This is a genomic window from Paracoccus sp. N5, from assembly GCF_000371965.1.
Classification (GTDB): Bacteria; Pseudomonadota; Alphaproteobacteria; order Rhodobacterales; family Rhodobacteraceae; genus Paracoccus.
Genome location: NZ_AQUO01000001.1, coordinates 1,288,308 through 1,305,000, shown reverse-complemented (window position 1 = coordinate 1,305,000; position 16,693 = coordinate 1,288,308). Strand labels below are relative to the sequence as shown.

At 61.1% G+C, this 16,693-nt stretch carries 12 protein-coding genes, 1 tRNA gene and 2 rRNA genes (1 of these 15 running past the window's edge); 8 read left to right on the top strand and 7 right to left on the bottom strand.

The window, feature by feature from the left end; all coding sequences use genetic code 11:
- From PARN5_RS0106470 to PARN5_RS0106460, 3 genes are all read left to right on the top strand, one after another.
- Positions 1-2,711: ribosomal RNA gene (locus tag PARN5_RS0106470) — 23S ribosomal RNA — on the top strand (it extends 120 nt beyond the left edge of the window).
- Positions 2,712-2,797: 86 nt separating this feature from the next.
- Positions 2,798-2,912, top strand: a 5S ribosomal RNA gene (gene rrf, locus PARN5_RS0106465).
- A 58-nt stretch (positions 2,913-2,970) separates the two neighbouring features.
- A tRNA-Met gene (locus PARN5_RS0106460) sits at positions 2,971-3,047 on the top strand.
- Here the strand turns inward: PARN5_RS0106460 and PARN5_RS23370 are convergent.
- The 7 genes from PARN5_RS23370 to PARN5_RS21730 form a co-directional block, all read right to left on the bottom strand.
- Entirely contained in the window at positions 3,004-4,716 is a 1,713-nt protein-coding gene (locus tag PARN5_RS23370; protein WP_081614989.1) for a recombinase family protein, read from the bottom strand. The two genes, PARN5_RS0106460 and PARN5_RS23370, sit on opposite strands and share 44 nt — an antisense overlap.
- Positions 4,717-4,719: 3 nt before the next feature.
- Positions 4,720-4,926 (bottom strand): hypothetical protein, encoded by a 207-nt coding sequence (locus tag PARN5_RS24535; RefSeq protein WP_198289571.1) that lies wholly within the window; start codon positions 4,924-4,926, stop codon positions 4,720-4,722.
- Positions 4,927-5,169: 243 nt separating this feature from the next.
- On the bottom strand, positions 5,170-6,201 hold the full coding sequence (locus PARN5_RS21735) for a hypothetical protein (RefSeq protein WP_232419317.1): 1,032 nt from the start codon (positions 6,199-6,201) through the stop codon (positions 5,170-5,172).
- Between the two features lie 15 nt (positions 6,202-6,216).
- Positions 6,217-6,639 carry a hypothetical protein gene (locus PARN5_RS24100; protein ID WP_157403938.1) on the bottom strand — a complete coding sequence of 141 codons (423 nt, stop codon included), beginning with the start codon at positions 6,637-6,639 and terminating at the stop codon, positions 6,217-6,219.
- A complete protein-coding gene (locus PARN5_RS0106435; protein ID WP_232419315.1) occupies positions 6,611-8,875 on the bottom strand; it encodes an AAA family ATPase in 2,265 nt (754 codons plus the stop codon). Before PARN5_RS0106435 ends, PARN5_RS24100 begins: the two co-directional genes overlap by 29 nt.
- A gap of 333 nt (positions 8,876-9,208) precedes the next feature.
- Positions 9,209-10,375, bottom strand: coding sequence for a hypothetical protein (locus PARN5_RS23365; protein ID WP_081614941.1), 1,167 nt, complete (start codon positions 10,373-10,375; stop codon positions 9,209-9,211).
- Between the two features lie 158 nt (positions 10,376-10,533).
- The gene (locus PARN5_RS21730; protein WP_017998955.1) at positions 10,534-11,070 is read right to left on the bottom strand and encodes a hypothetical protein; all 537 of its coding nucleotides are present in this window, start codon (positions 11,068-11,070) and stop codon (positions 10,534-10,536) included.
- A gap of 115 nt (positions 11,071-11,185) precedes the next feature.
- Between PARN5_RS21730 and PARN5_RS23360 the strand changes: the two genes are divergently transcribed.
- The 5 genes from PARN5_RS23360 to PARN5_RS0106410 all read left to right on the top strand — a co-directional run bounded on the left by PARN5_RS23360 (position 11,186) and on the right by PARN5_RS0106410 (position 16,691).
- Positions 11,186-11,365: a ribbon-helix-helix domain-containing protein gene (locus tag PARN5_RS23360; RefSeq protein ID WP_081614940.1), complete on the top strand. Its 180-nt coding sequence runs from the start codon at positions 11,186-11,188 to the stop codon at positions 11,363-11,365.
- An 825-nt stretch (positions 11,366-12,190) separates the two neighbouring features.
- Positions 12,191-14,050, top strand: a complete 1,860-nt coding sequence (locus PARN5_RS0106420; protein WP_017998954.1) for a DUF927 domain-containing protein — start codon at positions 12,191-12,193, stop codon at positions 14,048-14,050.
- 534 nt (positions 14,051-14,584) lie between these two features.
- Complete coding sequence (locus PARN5_RS0106415) at positions 14,585-15,487, top strand: WYL domain-containing protein (RefSeq protein WP_017998953.1); 903 nt, start codon at positions 14,585-14,587, stop codon at positions 15,485-15,487.
- Positions 15,484-16,086 carry a DUF1819 family protein gene (locus PARN5_RS23350; RefSeq protein ID WP_081614938.1) on the top strand — a complete coding sequence of 201 codons (603 nt, stop codon included), beginning with the start codon at positions 15,484-15,486 and terminating at the stop codon, positions 16,084-16,086. The genes PARN5_RS0106415 and PARN5_RS23350 overlap by 4 nt, the downstream gene beginning before the upstream one ends.
- 2 nt (positions 16,087-16,088) lie before the next feature.
- Positions 16,089-16,691 (top strand): DUF1788 domain-containing protein, encoded by a 603-nt coding sequence (locus tag PARN5_RS0106410; RefSeq protein WP_026155214.1) that lies wholly within the window; start codon positions 16,089-16,091, stop codon positions 16,689-16,691.
- Positions 16,692-16,693: the final 2 nt, after the last annotated feature.

Genomic DNA, 16,693 nt, shown 5'->3' with positions numbered 1-16,693 from the left:
GGGGAAACCCACCTGAATGTTTGTTGTTGTTGCCCTCGGGCAGTCAACAACGGGCATAACCAGGTATCTTTTACCTGAATACATAGGGTTTAAGAAGCGAACCCGGGGAACTGAAACATCTAAGTACCCGGAGGAAAGGAAATCAACAGATACTCCCCCAGTAGCGGCGAGCGAACGGGGACCAGCCGAGCCGTGAGAATGACCAGAATGTGCTGGAAAGCACAGCCATAGCGGGTGACAGCCCCGTATGGGAAGTTTGATCGGACGTATTAAGTAGGGCGGGACACGTGAAATCCTGTCTGAAGATCGGGGGACCACCCTCGAAGGCTAAGTACTCCTTACTGACCGATAGCGAACCAGTACCGTGAGGGAAAGGTGAAAAGCACCCCGACGAGGGGAGTGAAACAGTTTCTGAAACCGGACGCCTACAAGCAGTCGGAGCCTCCTTGCGAGGTGACGGCGTACCTTTTGTATAATGGGTCAACGACTTGGTCTGTCTAGCAAGCTTAAGCCGTTAGGTGTAGGCGCAGCGAAAGCGAGTCTTAAATGGGCGACTTAGTTAGACGGATCAGACCCGAAACCAGATGATCTAGGCATGAGCAGGATGAAGGTTGGGTAACACCAACTGGAGGTCCGAACCCACACCTGTTGAAAAAGGTCGGGATGACTTGTGCCTAGGGGTGAAAGGCCAATCAAATCTGGAGATAGCTGGTTCTCCGCGAAAGCTATTTAGGTAGCGCCTCGGACGTATCCTCCTGGGGGTAGAGCACTGCATGGATGATGGGGGCCCACAGCCTTACTGAGTCTAAGCAAACTCCGAATACCAGGAAGGACTATCCGGGAGACACACGGCGGGTGCTAACGTCCGTCGTGGAGAGGGAAACAACCCTGACCAACAGCTAAGGCCCCCAATTCGTGGCTAAGTGGGAAAGCATGTGAGACTTCCAAAACAACCAGGAGGTTGGCTTAGAAGCAGCCATCCTTTAAAGATAGCGTAACAGCTCACTGGTCTAATCAAGAGGTCTTGCGGCGAAGATGTAACGGGGCTCAAGCCACGAGCCGAAGCTTTGGATGTGCAGCAATGCACGTGGTAGCGGAGCGTTCTGTGATATAGAACGCTGCCTCTTCTATCCTTCGGGATAGCGGAGGCAATGTTCTGACTGTGAAGCCGGGCTGTAAGGCATCCGGTGGAGTGATCAGAAGCGAGAATGTTGACATGAGTAGCGACAAACAGGGTGAGAGACCCTGTCGCCGAAAGTCCAAGGGTTCCTGCTTAAAGCTAATCTGAGCAGGGTAAGCCGGCCCCTAAGGCGAGGCCGAAAGGCGTAGTCGATGGGAACCAGGTTAATATTCCTGGGCCAGGAGATGGTGACGGATCGCAGGTGTAGTTCCTCCTTATCGGATTGGAGGGGCTGCTGAGCGGTTCCTGGAAATAGCCCTCCATGAGACCGTACCCTAAACCGACACAGGTGGACTGGTAGAGAATACCAAGGCGCTTGAGAGAACCACATTTAAGGAACTCGGCAAAATACCTCCGTAAGTTCGCGAGAAGGAGGCCCCGTTGGCAGGCAACTGTCGGCGGGGGGCACAAACCAGGGGGTGGCGACTGTTTACTAAAAACACAGGGCTCTGCGAAGCCGTAAGGCGACGTATAGGGTCTGACGCCTGCCCGGTGCCGGAAGGTTAAAAGGAGAGGTGCAAGCCTTGAATTGAAGCCCCGGTAAACGGCGGCCGTAACTATAACGGTCCTAAGGTAGCGAAATTCCTTGTCGGGTAAGTTCCGACCTGCACGAATGGCGTAACGACTTCCCCGCTGTCTCAAATGTGGACTCAGCGAAATTGAATTGTCTGTGAAGATGCAGACTTCCCGCGGTTAGACGGAAAGACCCCATGCACCTTTACTATAGCTTCGCACTGGCATCAGGATTGTGATGTGCAGGATAGGTGGTAGGCATTGAAACCGGGACGCCAGTTCCGGTGGAGCCATCCTTGAGATACCACCCTTCGCACTCTTGATGTCTAACCGCGGCCCGTTATCCGGGTCCGGGACCCTGCGTGGTGGGTAGTTTGACTGGGGCGGTCGCCTCCCAAAGAGTAACGGAGGCGCGCGAAGGTTGGCTCAGAGCGGTCGGAAATCGCTCGTTGAGTGCAATGGCAGAAGCCAGCCTGACTGCAAGACTGACAAGTCGAGCAGAGACGAAAGTCGGCCATAGTGATCCGGTGGTCCCGAGTGGAAGGGCCATCGCTCAACGGATAAAAGGTACGCTGGGGATAACAGGCTGATGATGCCCAAGAGTCCATATCGACGGCATCGTTTGGCACCTCGATGTCGGCTCATCTCATCCTGGGGCTGGAGCAGGTCCCAAGGGTATGGCTGTTCGCCATTTAAAGAGGTACGTGAGCTGGGTTTAGAACGTCGTGAGACAGTTCGGTCCCTATCTGCCGTGGGTGTAGGATACTTGAGAGGAGTTGCCCCTAGTACGAGAGGACCGGGGTGAACGTTCCACTGGTGGACCAGTTGTCGTGCCAACGGCAGTGCTGGGTAGCTATGAACGGACAGGATAAACGCTGAAGGCATCTAAGCGTGAAGCCCCCCTCAAAACAAGGTATCCCTTGAGAGCCGTGGAAGACCACCACGTCGATAGGCCGGAGATGTAAGCGCAGCAATGCGTTCAGTTGACCGGTACTAATGGCTCGATTGGCTTGATTTGATCCGGAAGAAGACAGACCTTCTTCCAAAAGCATCCTTGGACAACCCATCCCGCAAGGGATGACGCCGATCTCGCTCCTTTTCCGGTCTGGTGGCCAAAGCACGAGCAAAACACCCGATCCCATCCCGAACTCGGCCGTTAAGTGCCGTCGCGCCAATGGTACTGCGTCAATAGACGTGGGAGAGTAGGTCACCGCCAGACCTGAAAAGAAGCGAGAGATCTCTCAAAACGATAACGCGCTCGCAAAAAGCGCAAATGGCGCGGGGTAGAGCAGCCCGGTAGCTCGTCAGGCTCATAACCTGAAGGCCGCAGGTTCAAATCCTGCCCCCGCAACCATCGTTTCCGACCCGACTGATTTAGCAGCCCTCGCCAAGTGCGGGGGCTTTGTCGTATCCGTCTCCGAAAGCGCCAGAATCCCGGCCAGTTCGCCCAGAAGTTCGATCTCGTGTCCGCCGGGCGCAGAGGTCTCCGGCACCATCCTGATTTCCGCGATCAGGCTGCGCAGGATTTCTGTCGCCTCCAGCTTCATCCCCGGGTCCTGGAGCGCTTTCGAGAGGTTGGCGATCTTCTCCCGATAGAGATCCGACAGGCGCGGGTGCAGCCGCAGGGCAGGGGGCTCCGGGGTATCTTCGAGGAACGCCTTCAGCGTCGCTTTCCGGCTTTCCAGATCCGCCATCTTCGTCTTCATCGACGGATGATACATGCCATCCTCGATGGCCGCGAGGATGCCGGCGATTTTCTTCTCGATCTGCTTCAACTCGCGCCTGGCATTATCCCGCCCGGTGCTGCGGTCGCCTGCAGCCGCGTTGAACGCCTTGCGGTATTCCTCGACGAAGGCGGCGATCAGCTCCCGATGCAGGAGCTTCTCGCGCAACCCGTCGAGCACCCGGGCCTCGACCTCTTCGCGCAGGATTGTCGCACGGTTGCTGCAGATGCTGTGGCCCTTGTTGCGCGCCGCCGCGCAGCCGTAACGGGTCTTGTTGATCAGCGTATAGCTCGCCCCGCAGCAGCCGCATTTGACGAGGCCAGAGAACAGGTAGTCCGGGCGGCGGGCGCGTTCGGGCCGGGGCCGGGCAGACTGGACGCCCGCCGGGTTCATATCGGCGCGGATCGCGCCTTGCCGTTCCTTGGTCGCATGCCAGAGGTCATCGGGGATGATCCGCAGGTCCGGCACCTCTTCGATAATCCAGTCCTCGGGTGGGTTCGGCCGGGCCTGACGCTTCTGCGTCGCCGGGTCCTTCACGAAACGCTGTCGGTTCCAGACGAGGCGGCCGATATAAAGCTCATTGTTCAGGATCCCCGTGCCGCGCTTCCAGTTGCCGGAAATCGTGGATGGTCCCCAGGTGCCCGCGCCCTTGCCGCTGTCGGGCGACGCGATGCCTTCGTCGTTCAGCGCCGCCGCGATGGCGCGGGCGGAACGTCCCGAGGCATATTCGGTGAAGATGCGGGTGACGATCGCAGCCTGATCGGGGTCGATCATCCGTTCGCCGGTGGTGAGCGTTCCATCGGCACACAACTCGCGCCGGGCGCGATAGCCATAGCTGATGCCGCCGGCACTCTTGCCGTCGCGCACCCGGCCCTCCAAGCCACGATGGGTCTTCTGGGCCAGGTCCTTGAGGTAGAGCGCCGACATCGTGCCCTTCAGCCCGATATGCAGTTCGGAAATCTCGCCCTCGGCCACGGTGATCAGGGGGATGCCGAGAAAACTGACCTGTTTGTAGAAGGCGGCGATATGTTCCTGATCGCGGCTGATCCGGTCGATGCTTTCGGCGACGATGACGTCGATCCGGCGGCGCCGGGCGTCGTCCTGCAACTTCTGGTAACCAGGGCGCAGAGCCGATGCGCCGGAGATGGCGGCATCGGTATAGACTTCGGCAATGGTCCAGTCCTTCTGCGCGATCAGGCGTCGGCAGATGCGGATCTGGTCTTCAAGTGAGGCCTCGCGCTGATTGTCCGAAGAATAGCGTGCATAGATCGCGGCGCGCAGTGCGGGGGATTGGATCATGCGTTACTCCTTCGGGCGATGCGCTGCCTTCTGCGCGGCAATGTCGGCCAGGGCGACGTGGCGCGCCAGCAGCCGGACGAGGCGAATGAGGTCAGGGTGCGGCGGTTCGCGATTTCCGACAAGGGCTTTGTCGGTCGGAGAGGCCGGAGCGGAGGCCGCCGTTCGCGCGGCGCCGTCCCTGTCGGCAATATCTCTCCGGTCTCGTGCCATGGGCCGAGCTGCTCCCTGCGCCACGGGACATGGCCCGTTGGCGTTCGCTGATGATGATCCTGTGCGGGGATGAGCCCGCTGCTGTTCAGGTGATCATAGAGCATGGGAACGTCTCTCTAAGCTGCAAACTCGGGTCTCGAGGTTCATGAATGTGGATAACCAACTGCGAAATATGGAAATCTCACTCTCAAGAGGGGCAGTCGAGGATGGGGCCGGCCCACGGGCAAGCGCGTCGACCACGTCCTACGTGCCGGGCGGGGCTCCAGCCGGGCGCAGCGGACCATCCGCGCGAATTATCCGGATTTTATTTGGGGCTGGGTGGCGCGTCCGGTCCGGGCTTCCAGATCGTCTTGACGGCTCACCCCGCAAACTCCGGTCTGTCCGTATAAAGCTGCGCGACGACGGCCCTGCGCATGCGGATGGCGAGGCTATCGTGCCAGATCTCCATCGCCCGTTTCCGCTCGAGCGGGAGAGCCAGCCGTCCGGCCACCGCCAGTTCGAAAAGAACAGCCAGTCGAGATCATGGATGCGCAGGCAGATCAGGCCCTGCCGCACCGAGTCGCGGGTGAGCGGCAGGCCGATCACCCGGCTGACGCCGTGCTCCGCGCGCAGGCCCTGCTGATGGGCCTCGCGTCGGATCAGCCCCTTGGTGACATCGGCCTCTGTGATGGTGACCAGCCCGTCCAGCCTGCGGCGGATGTCTGCGGGCATCTCGTTGACGGCCCGATCCAGCGCCAGCTGGAAGCGCGAATCGGCGGCGATGTCGAGATCCCATTCCTGTGGCTCCTTGCGCCAGAGCACAGGCTTCGCGGTTACAGTCCATTGGCCGGATTCGGTCAGGCCAAGCGCGCGCAGCACCGGTAGCACCTCCGGGGCGGCCCAGGCCGGGCTAAGCCCATGCGCGGCCATGATGTTCGGCTGCGGCATGACCTCGCCCTCGTGCCGGCCCCACCAGGCGGCGGCCTCTGGGGATTCACGCCCGTCGGGCAGTCTGTAAGAGAGAAGCCCGCATTGACTGGCTAGGCTGAGCACGGCGACGCAGATATCGTCCCATCTGGGCAGGATCTCCGGCAGCCGGGGGTGAGCCAGCGGCCGGGCTCCGCGTTCGGTCTCCTCGGCCTGGCCGAGGGCGATCAGCGCCTCGCAGCCGAATTGATAAGCGGAAGTGAACATATGGTCCCATTCTTCGCCGCTGGGGTCGAGCACGGGGAGGTTGTCCTCAATGAGGTGGATCACCGGAGGGATCCAGATCGCAGGATTTGGATGGCGGATCATGGCTGGTTTCCTCGTCTATTGCGGGATAGGTTGCGTATGACGAACCGGGATTCTCGAATTCCGGGGGGATGCCGACGATTTGGTTCTGGTCTGCCGTATCTTTTTGTTCTTTTGTGTATAATCTTTCTCTTTTTGAGCTGGTTGCGCTGTGAGCCGAATTACCGGAGGCTTTCCTGGGTCTTTTTTCTTTTGGTTCTTTGCTCTCTTTCTTTCTTCTTCCGGGCGAATGGTGTCGGGCGGCGGGCGGTGCCCGCCGCAGGGAGCACCGGGTTTGGTTTTTGGCTTTTTTTGATCGGTGGCTCCGCCGCTCTCTTTGTTTTTTGTTTTGGTCTCTTTCTTCGGGGGGGGGGTGCGATTCGACAGGGTGACGCGCGATCGCGTGAGGCGGGCGCCACCCCGCTGAATTCTATTACGGTTGCTGCGCAGGGTGCGCGTCATGAACGTCATCCGGTGCCGCATGGCGCACCCGGGCAAGCCAGTCCTGCGCCTCGGTGCGGTCCATGTCGCGCGATGCCATCAGCGCCTCGGCCATCTCCTCGAGCAGGTTGCGGTGGGCGCTGAGGATCTGCGCGGCGCGCTTCTCGGCCGCTTCGAGTTCGCGGCGGACACGAAACAGCACGTCAGGGTCCAGCGCGAGCAAGGTCTCGGGATCGGCGGTCCAGACCGGGCCCTGGGCGCCAAGCCCGTAGCGCGTCTGGATCGACGTGGCGATCACCGTTGCCTGTGCCAGGTCTGAGTCCGCACTGCCGCCTGCACCGGCCGAGATTTCCCCGAGGATCAGGCGTTCTGCCGCGCGTCCAGCGAGAATCTGGGTCAGCCGGTCTTGCAGGTCGCTGAGCAGTCCGGGCTTCTCTCTGGCGGCAAACACGGTGCCGCCGCTGCCATCGCGGCCCAGAAAAACGCGGCGGACCGGGCCGAGGTTCAGGGCGGCGCAAGTAATGGCGTGGCCGCATTCGTGCAGCGCCACCCGACGGTCGATGTCAGGGTCGTGGTCGATGATGAAGACCTGGCGCAGATCGTCGAGGGTCATGTCGCGCTTCTGCGCCCGTGCCATCGCCCGCGTCTGCCGGATGGCGGCGTCGATCTCTGCTGCGGAACTGCCGACGGCCCGCGCGGCGAGATCGCGCAGATCGGCCTCGCGCCAGCCCGGCAGGCAGTGGCGGAAGATACCGAAGAGGCCCTTGGCATCCGGCAGCGGCAAGGCGACCTTCATGTCAAAACGTCCGGCCCTGAGAACCGCCGGATCGATCAGCTCCGGGTGGTTGCAGGTGCCGACGACGATGACGCCCTCTTCCCGCGAAATGCCGTCCATCTCGGCCAGAAAGGCATTGATGACCTGGGTGCGGTAGGACCGGTTGTGCTGTTCGCGATCTTCGCGGGAACCGACAGCGTCGATCTCGTCGATGATCAGCACGGTCGGGGCCTTCGCGCGCGCCTCGCGGAAAGTCCTGCGCATCTCGCGCAGCATGTCGCCAAGATGCCCCGCCGCCTGCCATTCGCCGAAGGTCCCCGTCACCACCGAAAAGCCTGTCGAGTTGCCCATGGCCCGGGCGATCCAGCTCTTGCCGGTTCCCGGTGGGCCGTAGAGCAGCAACGTGCGAGTCAGATCCTGCCAGCCGACCTCACCGGTCTTCCATGCGCGCAGGTCGCGCACGATCTGGCGTGCGGCCCGGAGCGCAGGGCTGTCGCCGTGGATGTCCTCGAGCCGGGGGCTGTCATTGGCGGCAGGCCGGGGTTTCCCTGCCAGCGCCGCGATCTGTTCCGCTACGGCCTTTGCGGTTGGTGCACGCATGGCCAGACCAAGGGTCAGAGAGTCAAGGTCCGAGAGCAAGATATCGTCCGGCAGGGCGGCGCGGACCGCCGCCTCGTCGATGCGGCCAGTGGCGCTATGGGTGGCGCGCAACGCGGTGATCAGGATCTCCGCTGACAACGGGACGAGTTTGTGGCGTTTTACCGGGGGATGATGCAGCACCGTCGGCGCCTTTGCCATCTCGGGCAGCAGAACCAGGATCGGGACCCGCATGTCGACCGCCCAAGCGAGGTCCTCGGCAAAAGCACGCTCGGCACGTTCTGAGACCTTGCCGTTCATAAGCTCCGGGCCGAGCACCATCAGATAAGGCTTCTCACGCGGCAGCCGGCCCATGGATGTCGCGAGTGACCAGCTGTCCGGCAGGACGTGCGGCAGCAGCTTCCTGATCGTATCGACCAGATCGTTCGGAATATCCTCGATCACAGTGATGGCGCCGGGCACCAGCATGGCATCGCGATCCGGGATGCCGCCGATGCTTGCGGCGAGGCGCAGCAAAGGCAGCAGCTTGCCCGCCGGCAGGCGGATGCGCGGCTGCGATGTGCCATCGCTTGCAGTCGCGGCAGGATCGCCGCCAGCCTCCGCAATGGCGTCGTGTTCTTCCGGGGAGACGTTCTGCGCGGCCGGGCTGGAGTTCAGGGTATCGATCGCGGTGGACCCCTGAGGCGACATGGCGGCCTCCAGGAGTTCGGGCAGGTCCATGTCTTCCGGATCGAGCGCCGGATCCCACGCGGGGGTAAGCTTTTGTGCGAGATCAGCCTGCAGGCGACGGATGGCGTGACGGGCCAGGGAAGCCCAGGATGGGTGATTATGAGTTCCGGATTCGGGATTGGGATTGCTGGGGCTGGTTGCGATTGTCTGGGTCATGGCAGGGTTCCAGGTATGAAGAGGGTGGGCCGTCCGGCATTCCGGATGGCGACAGGGTCGGTTGCAGAGGGGCGCGGTCCCGCAGGGGGCGAGATGCGGTGGTGGTGTCGGGCCGAGGGCGCGCGGAGATCCGGAAGCCTTCCGGCTTCAGGATAGCCTGACCTGTTTGGATCCGGACTCCGGGATGCGGGCAGCAGAAAGCCTTAGCATTGCTTCGGTGCGGCATGGCTTCCTGAGAGCAAGGAGGCGGGCAGCAGCCCCCTTGCCGCTGGAGGCATCCGGATCAGAGAAATGGTCTCCTGGTGTGATCCGGAACGCCTCGCCCGGAACGCGTTATCCGGTCAGGCCCCAATGGCGAAGCAGGATCGGATGGCGATCACGTGGGGCTGCCGTGGGATGGGGTTTGCGGTGCGGTTGGGATGCCGGAGTCCGGATGGCCGATGCGGCGGGGGCTGGCGATTCCGGGTCATCATGCGCGCTGTCCGGATTGTGGCGGGCCGTGGTGTGGCGCGGCGTGGAGATGGCATCAGGGTTCCGGGTGCGGTCTGCATCTGCGATCTCCACCTCGATCCGATCAAGGGTCTCGTGGAGGATGGCAAGCGACTCAGGCCTGTAGATCTCGGAAACCACGTTCATGAGATCACTGAATTCCGGGTGAAGGACGAGGGCTTCCGGATGGAGACGACGAAGTTCCGCATGCGCGGCCTTCTCGCGGGCACAGGCCGCATGGCCGGTCGGCATGGCTACGACCCGGAGAACCTCGACGTGAGCATTTTTGGGCAGCCCAAGTTGATGTTTGTGACGCTTTACCGGATGCGACGAGTATCCAAGTTTGAGATAGTGTCTCTCAGTCCGTGGATGACGGATGTCGAGCAGGTAGATGAACGAGGGTTTGGCGGTCCAGCTTTGGCCGCAACCGGCGCAGTCGCACTGGCCCCAGCGCATGTTCGCCACTGCTACGCGTTGTTCGTGCCCGCAATGGTGGCGATAGAGCCGGTAGGACGCGTTGCCTTTGGGATCGCGCCCGAGGCGCGTCCAGCCGAACCGCAGTGCCTCCTCTTCCTCGCGATGGATCAGGCAAGTCTCGCAGCGTGCCGAAACCACACCGGACGCGACACGCTCAACGAAGGTGAACTGCCGTCGTGATTCATGACCACACGGCAGGCCGTAGCGGCCGTAATGGCGATGCGTGCTATCCCGACCGAGCCAGGTCAGGCCAGCGACGAGGGCCGTCTCGCGCCAACGGGTCTCCATGCAGTGCGGGCACAGCGGCTGCGCATTCATCACCACATAGTGCCGGTTCACATGGATGCCGCCGCAGCTCTGGCAGCGCAGGGCGACATGCAGGCGGTCGCGGACGCGGGCGATCAGATCGAAGCCCTTGGCGCGGGCGGCCTCAGCCCAATGGGCATGGATTGGGCCGGGATGGATGGTGAGCGGAAGGTCGGAGACCGAAAGCAGGTCTTGAGTGTCGTGCGAAGACAGGATGGTCGTGGACATAGGAAGTCCTCCCGAAAAAAGCAGGATGATAGGAAGCCAAAGGGCAGAGCTGGCGCACGCGGGGTGTGCGACCGGATACCGCTGGCAAAAGGAATGGTGTGGGTGCGGCTGGCTTGCCCGATGGTCACCAGGCTGATGCCGTCAGATATGCGGGGCGCTTACGCTGTGGGGGCCAGCATGGTCGCGGGCGTGTCCGGCTCGACCACAAAACAGTCTGCTTCGACCATATCCGCGACATTCTCAAGGGTCGCGAGGGCATGCAGATGCTGCTGGAAACCCGCGACCATCATGTTGACGCGCCGTGCAACAGGGCTGTCACTGGCGCAGCGGAAGGCATCGGGAAAGCGGTCGGGCAGGGCGAGAATGTCCCGGACCTGTTCCGGGCTGTCGCTCTCGATCAACATCTGTGCCATTTGACCGAGGTGCTTCAATGGCTGATCCTCGCAGCGACAGACCGGTGTTCCGCGCAGGGCGGTGATCGCGTCCAGCACATGCGCCCGGGCCCGTTCGGCGTCGCGGATCCACGCGTCGCAGGCCGGGTCCCAGCTGTCGCAATGCTCGAGATCGCGCTCAGCCTCGATGTAGGCCGAAAGATCGCGCATCACAGCGCCAAACTGGATGGTGACAGGCGTCGGGCGGAACGACGGCACCGCTTCCGAATGGCGCGGCGAAATGATAGACGTGTGAATAGCCATGAGTGATCTCCTGAGGATCAGTTGTGGTTAGGGCCGGGCAAGGGGGTAGGAGCCCTTGCCTGTGCCTGCATTATATGACACCATTAAACCGTAAATCAAGCATAGATTCGGGAAAATGGAAAAAAAACGCGGACGCCCTCCTGTGGATTCGGAGGCGGTCAATCTTCGGCTTCCTCGCGAACTGATAGAAGCGATAGACAATCGACGTCGTGATGAGAGGGATCTGCCAACGCGGCCCGAGATGATCCGACGCGCACTGGCCCAGTGGCTGGAGATGACAGGCCCGGGAGATTGAAGGGTGCGGACGTCGCGGTTGGATTGTTGAAGCCTGAGATCAGCGGGCAACCCACAATAGGTTCGTCAATCCGGGCAGGCGATCAGATGGCGCCAGTGCGTCCCGGGTCAAACGGGTTCCCTGACGGGTGTCTTCAGAGTGTCCCAGATCATCGGAATGGGTTCAGGTTATCCTTCATTCGGGCGGTGTCACCTGAACTGGGAAAAGGATGAGACATCCGTTCTGCGATGCCGAGATTGCCAAGATCAGGAATTGTGGCCCAAACTCGTCAAGAGGGAATGCGTTGAACCCCCGGTGCGACCTGACAGCGGATCGTAGGATCAGCTTGCGGCGGCCTGACCAAATCGGCGCGGATCACGCACAATGCCTTGGCGAGTTCCTGGCAATGATGGTGGCCTGAATGGCAACAGGGCTTCCATAATCTTGCGTAGGGCAGGCAAGGCGGTGCTGCGGGGGACTCCCGCCTGACACCGGTTCAAGGCCTCTCTTTGTTTTGGTCCGCCGGACCGGTTGGACTGTTGGACAGCCGCCGCACCGCGGGCTTCAACCTGCGCAGCCTTGTAGTGCTCGGTCCGGTCCAATGGTCCAACAAATCCAACGGACCGGCAGATGGGCATGGGCGATTTATCCGGATTTTCCGCATGTGTGGGGTCTGCCGCTTCCTTCTCCATCGGATCATTGTCCGTTCCCATCCGGGTTATCCCCAAAATTCGGGCATCTGGTGCCATTGTCCACAATATCGCGCATCCCTGCCGCTGACTTGCATGCCGACCCGGCACATCATGATGGGGATGGCGCAACCCCGCGCCTTGCATGGAAAAAACGATGCCGGACAATAACCCTATCGACGCACAGCAGCACAGCGCGCTTCCCGAAACCCCGCCCGCCCCCACCGATGCCGGACAGACCATTCTGCCGGATGATGCCGCTGAGGAGACGTCCGAGGCCCGGTTGCGCGCTCTTCATCACGATCCGGAAATCGCCGCCTTCCTGGTCGCCATGCGTCAGGAATTGCCCCCGTTCTGGACCCATCTTCCGCGTGAACAGATGCTGGGCTATGGCGGTATCGACGATGAATGGGTGCCGATGTGCGGACCTCTGCGCGTCGAAGCCTTGACCCGCGATGACAGCGGCAGGAACTGGAGCCGCCGGGTTTGCTTTCTCGATCGCGATGGAAATTTGCGTCGGGAAACCATCCCCGAGGCCGATATCCTCGGCAAGCCGCGCATCGTCTGTGCGCAGCTGATCTCGGCGGGCCTGGCGATCGAGGGCAACCGCAATGACATCATCGACCTGATCCGCCGCTGGCCGGTGGAGGCCCGGATCCTGTCGGTCACGCGTCCCGGCTGGATGGCGGGGACGGATGCGGAACCCGCCTATCTGCTGCCGGACGGCAAGCTGCTCTCGGCGGAACCGCTGCGTGGTGAGACCGTCGAGTTGATCCATGCCCGCAGCGCCGTACCGTCCTCGGGTTCGCTGGACGGCTGGAAAGACACCGTCGGTCGTCTGGCCGTCGGCAATCCGGCGTTGATCTGCGCCATTTCTGCAGTGCTGGCGGGTCCGCTGTTGAAACATGCGGGGATCGAGACGCTTGGACTGAATTTCCACGCCTCGACCAGTTCGGGAAAGACCACCGCCCTGATCACTGCGCAGAGCTGCATCGGTCCGCCCAAACTTGACCGCTGGAACGCCACTAATACGGCGCTGGAACTCGCATGCCGCCTGGCCCATGACGGCGTCCTGATGCTGGATGAATTCCCGGCCCGACCTTCGCCCGCGATCATCGAGGCCATCTACATGATCGGCAATGGTACGGGCCGGGGGCGCGGCAACCACAAACTGATCATGGAAGCGACGGCGCGCTGGGAAACCGTCCTGCTCTCGACCTCGGAGAAACCGATTGAGCGGATCCTGGCTGCTGCCGGGATCCAGATGCCCGAAGGGATCGGCGTCCGGCTGATTGATGTTCCTGCACCGTCGTGGCCGTTCGGCCTCTTCAAGACGTTGCATGGACATGGCTCGGGCCACGCCTTCGCCGAGACGCTCCAGAATGCTGCCAGGGAACATTATGGGCATGTCCTGCCGGCATTCGTGGACAGGATCATCGCACAACATGACCTGATGAAGGAGACCCTGCGCCCGATGATCTCGCGCCTGCGCAGCAAGATGCTGGTGGCGATCGGGCTGCCTGGGAATGCCAAAGAGGGGCCGGTGCTGCGGGTTCTGAACCGTCTGGCCCTGATCGCTGCGGCTGGCGAAATCGGCAGCCGGCTCGGCGTCCTGCCCTGGCGGAAGGGCATGGCGACCGACGCCCTCGTCGAGATCGCGGTGATCTGGCACAGGGCCCATGCGGCGCGTCCGCCGTCGACTGCCGAGGCCATGGCGGAACGTCTGGCCGGATACTTGCGCCGCAACCGCCACCGCTTGTGCCCGCCGGGAGCCGAGCCGGATCCGGATGCCATCGGCTGGTGTGATGAGCGCTGGATCTATCTCGGCATCGATGCGTTCCGGATGGACATCGCCTCCGGCATGCCGGCAGGCCTGGCGGTGAAGCTGCTGGGCGATGCGGGTCTGCTGGTTCCGGGTGGTGAGCAGAGGTCGTATCAGTATCGCCTGCCCCGGCATGTCGATCCGGACAGGGCACGGGTCTATCGCCTCGACCGGCAGAGGATTGAGGGTGGATAGCCTGGCAGGAGCGGCGCTCTGGCTGGGGGGCAGCCGTTTATCGTAGCGGTTTCCGAGCCGCCACAGACAGGCTGCCCGGCATCATTCGGTGTCGGAATAAAAGTAGTTTGTTTGCTCTCAGCCTCTCAGGCGGCAGGATCTCCGGTCATGCCCTGTCAGTCTTTTCCCCCGCTTGGCGGGCCTCACGGGGCGAACAGAGGCGTTTTACAAAGATCGATAATATGGGGCGAAGGGCGTTTCGCCATGTTATCGGGAATACGAGCAGTTCGTGCCCCGATCGGATCGCCAGGACGTAGCGTTGGACGCCTAGGGGGTAACAATCTACGCCCTCTGTAGCAATCACAGAAGACCTGATGCTCATAATCGCGCGAGCAGCCACTCAGGGTCTGGCCGATGTGCCGGTCTGCTGTGTGAATAACTCGCATCAGGTCTCCCCCAGACTTGACAAGGGGATGCATGAAGGAATAGAAAGTATGCGGGTATTGTAGGGGTGTCCATATATTTTATATCCTCGTGAGAGCGGCGGGACGAACAATGTTGAAATGGGGTGTCGAGAGGCGACTGGAGTTCATCGAATTTCGTCTGTTCTGGGAGGGGGGCGTTAATCGCTCTGACCTGATCGATACGTTTGGCGTTTCGGTTCCGCAGGCGTCAAAGGATTTGACCCATTATCAGGAGCGGGCGCCGCTGAACGCGGTCTACGACAAAAGCGCTCGTCGCTACGTGGCAGGGCCGAATTTTCGGCCAGTGTTCCTTGATCCAGATCCGGATGCCTATCTTATGCGGCTGCGCTCGATGGCAGAAGGTTTCGTAGAGTCAGGCTCAAACTGGCTTTCCATCCCGCCTGACATGGATATCGCGCTTACTTTGCGCCGTAAGATCGATACCGAAGTTCTGCGTTCAGTTCTGACGGCAGTGCGTGAAGAGCGATCGCTCGTCCTTCACTATCAATCCATGAGCCGTGATCGCCCTGATCCTGCTTGGCGGCGCATTACCCCCCACGCTTTTGGCTTTGATGGCCTGCGTTGGCACGTTCGCGCTTGGTGTCATGAAGCGGAAAGGTTCAAGGATTTCCTGCTGTCACGCGTCCTTGGTCACGGTGAATTTGGTGAGCCGGGCGCTCGGGCTGCCCAGGACAGGCTGTGGCAAGAAACCTTCGACATCATCATTGTGCCACATCCCGAGTTGTCGGCCGGCCAGCAGGCAGTGGTCGCGACGGACTACAACATGACTGACGGGCGGGCTGTGCTAACTGTTCGCTACGCGATGCTGTTTTATGTGCTGAAGCGACTGGGACTTCTTGAAGGAGCGCGGACCCGTGATTCCCGGACCCAGCACATCGTTGCAGCTAACGAACACGAAATTGCAGCGGCCCTTGGCCGTGCGCAGCATGAGTTCGATGAGGCTGACCTAGCCAGCGCGACGGCATCCCGATGATGGCTACCGTATCGAAATACCGCATGTCCTTCAGTGTGGGCGGTCTGATGCTCAATGAAAGCCTTGCGATTTCCCAAGAATATCGAACTGGCGAAACTTGGGCTTGTGCCCGTGAGCGTCTGCTTGCCCAGGGCGCGTCTTCTTTGCCTAAACTCGCCTCACAAACTCGCGCCCTTCGTGAAGTGTATGACCGGATAGGTCACCTTTCCGATGCAGAGCGCCATTACCTGTTGGAGGAAGCTGACCGCGCCGAGCAGCAAGCGATAATCTGGCTAGCCATCTGTCGGACCTATCGGTTCGTGCACGAATTTGCTGTCGAGGTAATCAGTGAAAGATACCAATCATGGCGCCTTGATCTGGGCCATGAGGTCTTTGACCGTTTTCTCGCGGAGAAAGCCGAAACTGATCCTACCCTTGCGGAGCTTTCGCCATCAACTTGCGCGAAATTGCGTCAGGTCTTGTTTCGGATTTTGCGTGAGGCGGGACTGCTCAGCATTGAGGGTAGAATTCAGCCGGTTTGGTTGTCGGGGCGCATGAAGCGGCTGATTGTGGAACGTAATCCGGCGGATCTGCAGGTCTTTCCCGGAAATGGGGGGTGATTGTGAGAACCAAAGCTGATCGGCGCTTCCGCGCCGAGCGCCTGTTCAAAGTGATTTCCAGTAAACGGTTCCTGCAAAAGCAAGGGTTGGGAAACGAGGTTCCCTTTTTCATCTGCGCCTTTGATGCCGAAGACGGACTGAGCCTGGGCGAGGATCGCGAGGATCTGATCGCCCGGCTGGGCCACGCTGGTGTGCGCGTCCTCGATATCGATCTCTATGACCTTTCGCTCAGGATCCTCGAAGACCGGGGAATCTTCGAGCAGATCCTTGAGGTTGAAGCCGAAACGGAAAAGGCGGAGCTCAAGGAGCTGTTACAGGGCGTTCTGGACCCGCAGGCGCACCTCATTCCAGAGATTGGGCGGCGCATTGAAGAAGTCCCGCACGACGTGATCTTCCTGTCAGGCGTAGGCGAAGTTTACCCCTACCTGCGGTCGCACAACGTACTCAACAACCTGCAAAGCACCGCGAAAGACCGCCCGACGGTCATGTTCTTTCCGGGGAAATACACGCACGCGTTGGCGACAGGAGCATCGCTGGAACTGTTCGGCTTGCTGCATGACGACAAATACTACCGCGCGTTCAATATCATGAATTACGAGGTCTGACC

What these genes read in the sequence shown, in the direction of transcription:
- PARN5_RS23360 (WP_081614940.1), top strand. Translation starts at nt 11,186, where the DNA reads ATGGAAAAAAAACGCGGACGCCCTCCTGTGGATTCGGAGGCGGTCAAT.
- PARN5_RS23370 (WP_081614989.1), bottom strand. Translation starts at nt 4,716, where the DNA reads ATGATCCAATCCCCCGCACTGCGCGCCGCGATCTATGCACGCTATTCT.
- PARN5_RS0106435 (WP_232419315.1), bottom strand. Translation starts at nt 8,875, where the DNA reads ATGACCCAGACAATCGCAACCAGCCCCAGCAATCCCAATCCCGAATCC.
- PARN5_RS0106415 (WP_017998953.1), top strand. Translation starts at nt 14,585, where the DNA reads ATGTTGAAATGGGGTGTCGAGAGGCGACTGGAGTTCATCGAATTTCGT.
- PARN5_RS24100 (WP_157403938.1), bottom strand. Translation starts at nt 6,639, where the DNA reads ATGACGCGCACCCTGCGCAGCAACCGTAATAGAATTCAGCGGGGTGGC.
- PARN5_RS21730 (WP_017998955.1), bottom strand. Translation starts at nt 11,070, where the DNA reads ATGGCTATTCACACGTCTATCATTTCGCCGCGCCATTCGGAAGCGGTG.
- PARN5_RS24535 (WP_198289571.1), bottom strand. Translation starts at nt 4,926, where the DNA reads ATGGCACGAGACCGGAGAGATATTGCCGACAGGGACGGCGCCGCGCGA.
- PARN5_RS21735 (WP_232419317.1), bottom strand. Translation starts at nt 6,201, where the DNA reads ATGATCCGCCATCCAAATCCTGCGATCTGGATCCCTCCGGTGATCCAC.
- PARN5_RS23365 (WP_081614941.1), bottom strand. Translation starts at nt 10,375, where the DNA reads ATGTCCACGACCATCCTGTCTTCGCACGACACTCAAGACCTGCTTTCG.
- PARN5_RS0106420 (WP_017998954.1), top strand. Translation starts at nt 12,191, where the DNA reads ATGCCGGACAATAACCCTATCGACGCACAGCAGCACAGCGCGCTTCCC.
- PARN5_RS23350 (WP_081614938.1), top strand. Translation starts at nt 15,484, where the DNA reads ATGATGGCTACCGTATCGAAATACCGCATGTCCTTCAGTGTGGGCGGT.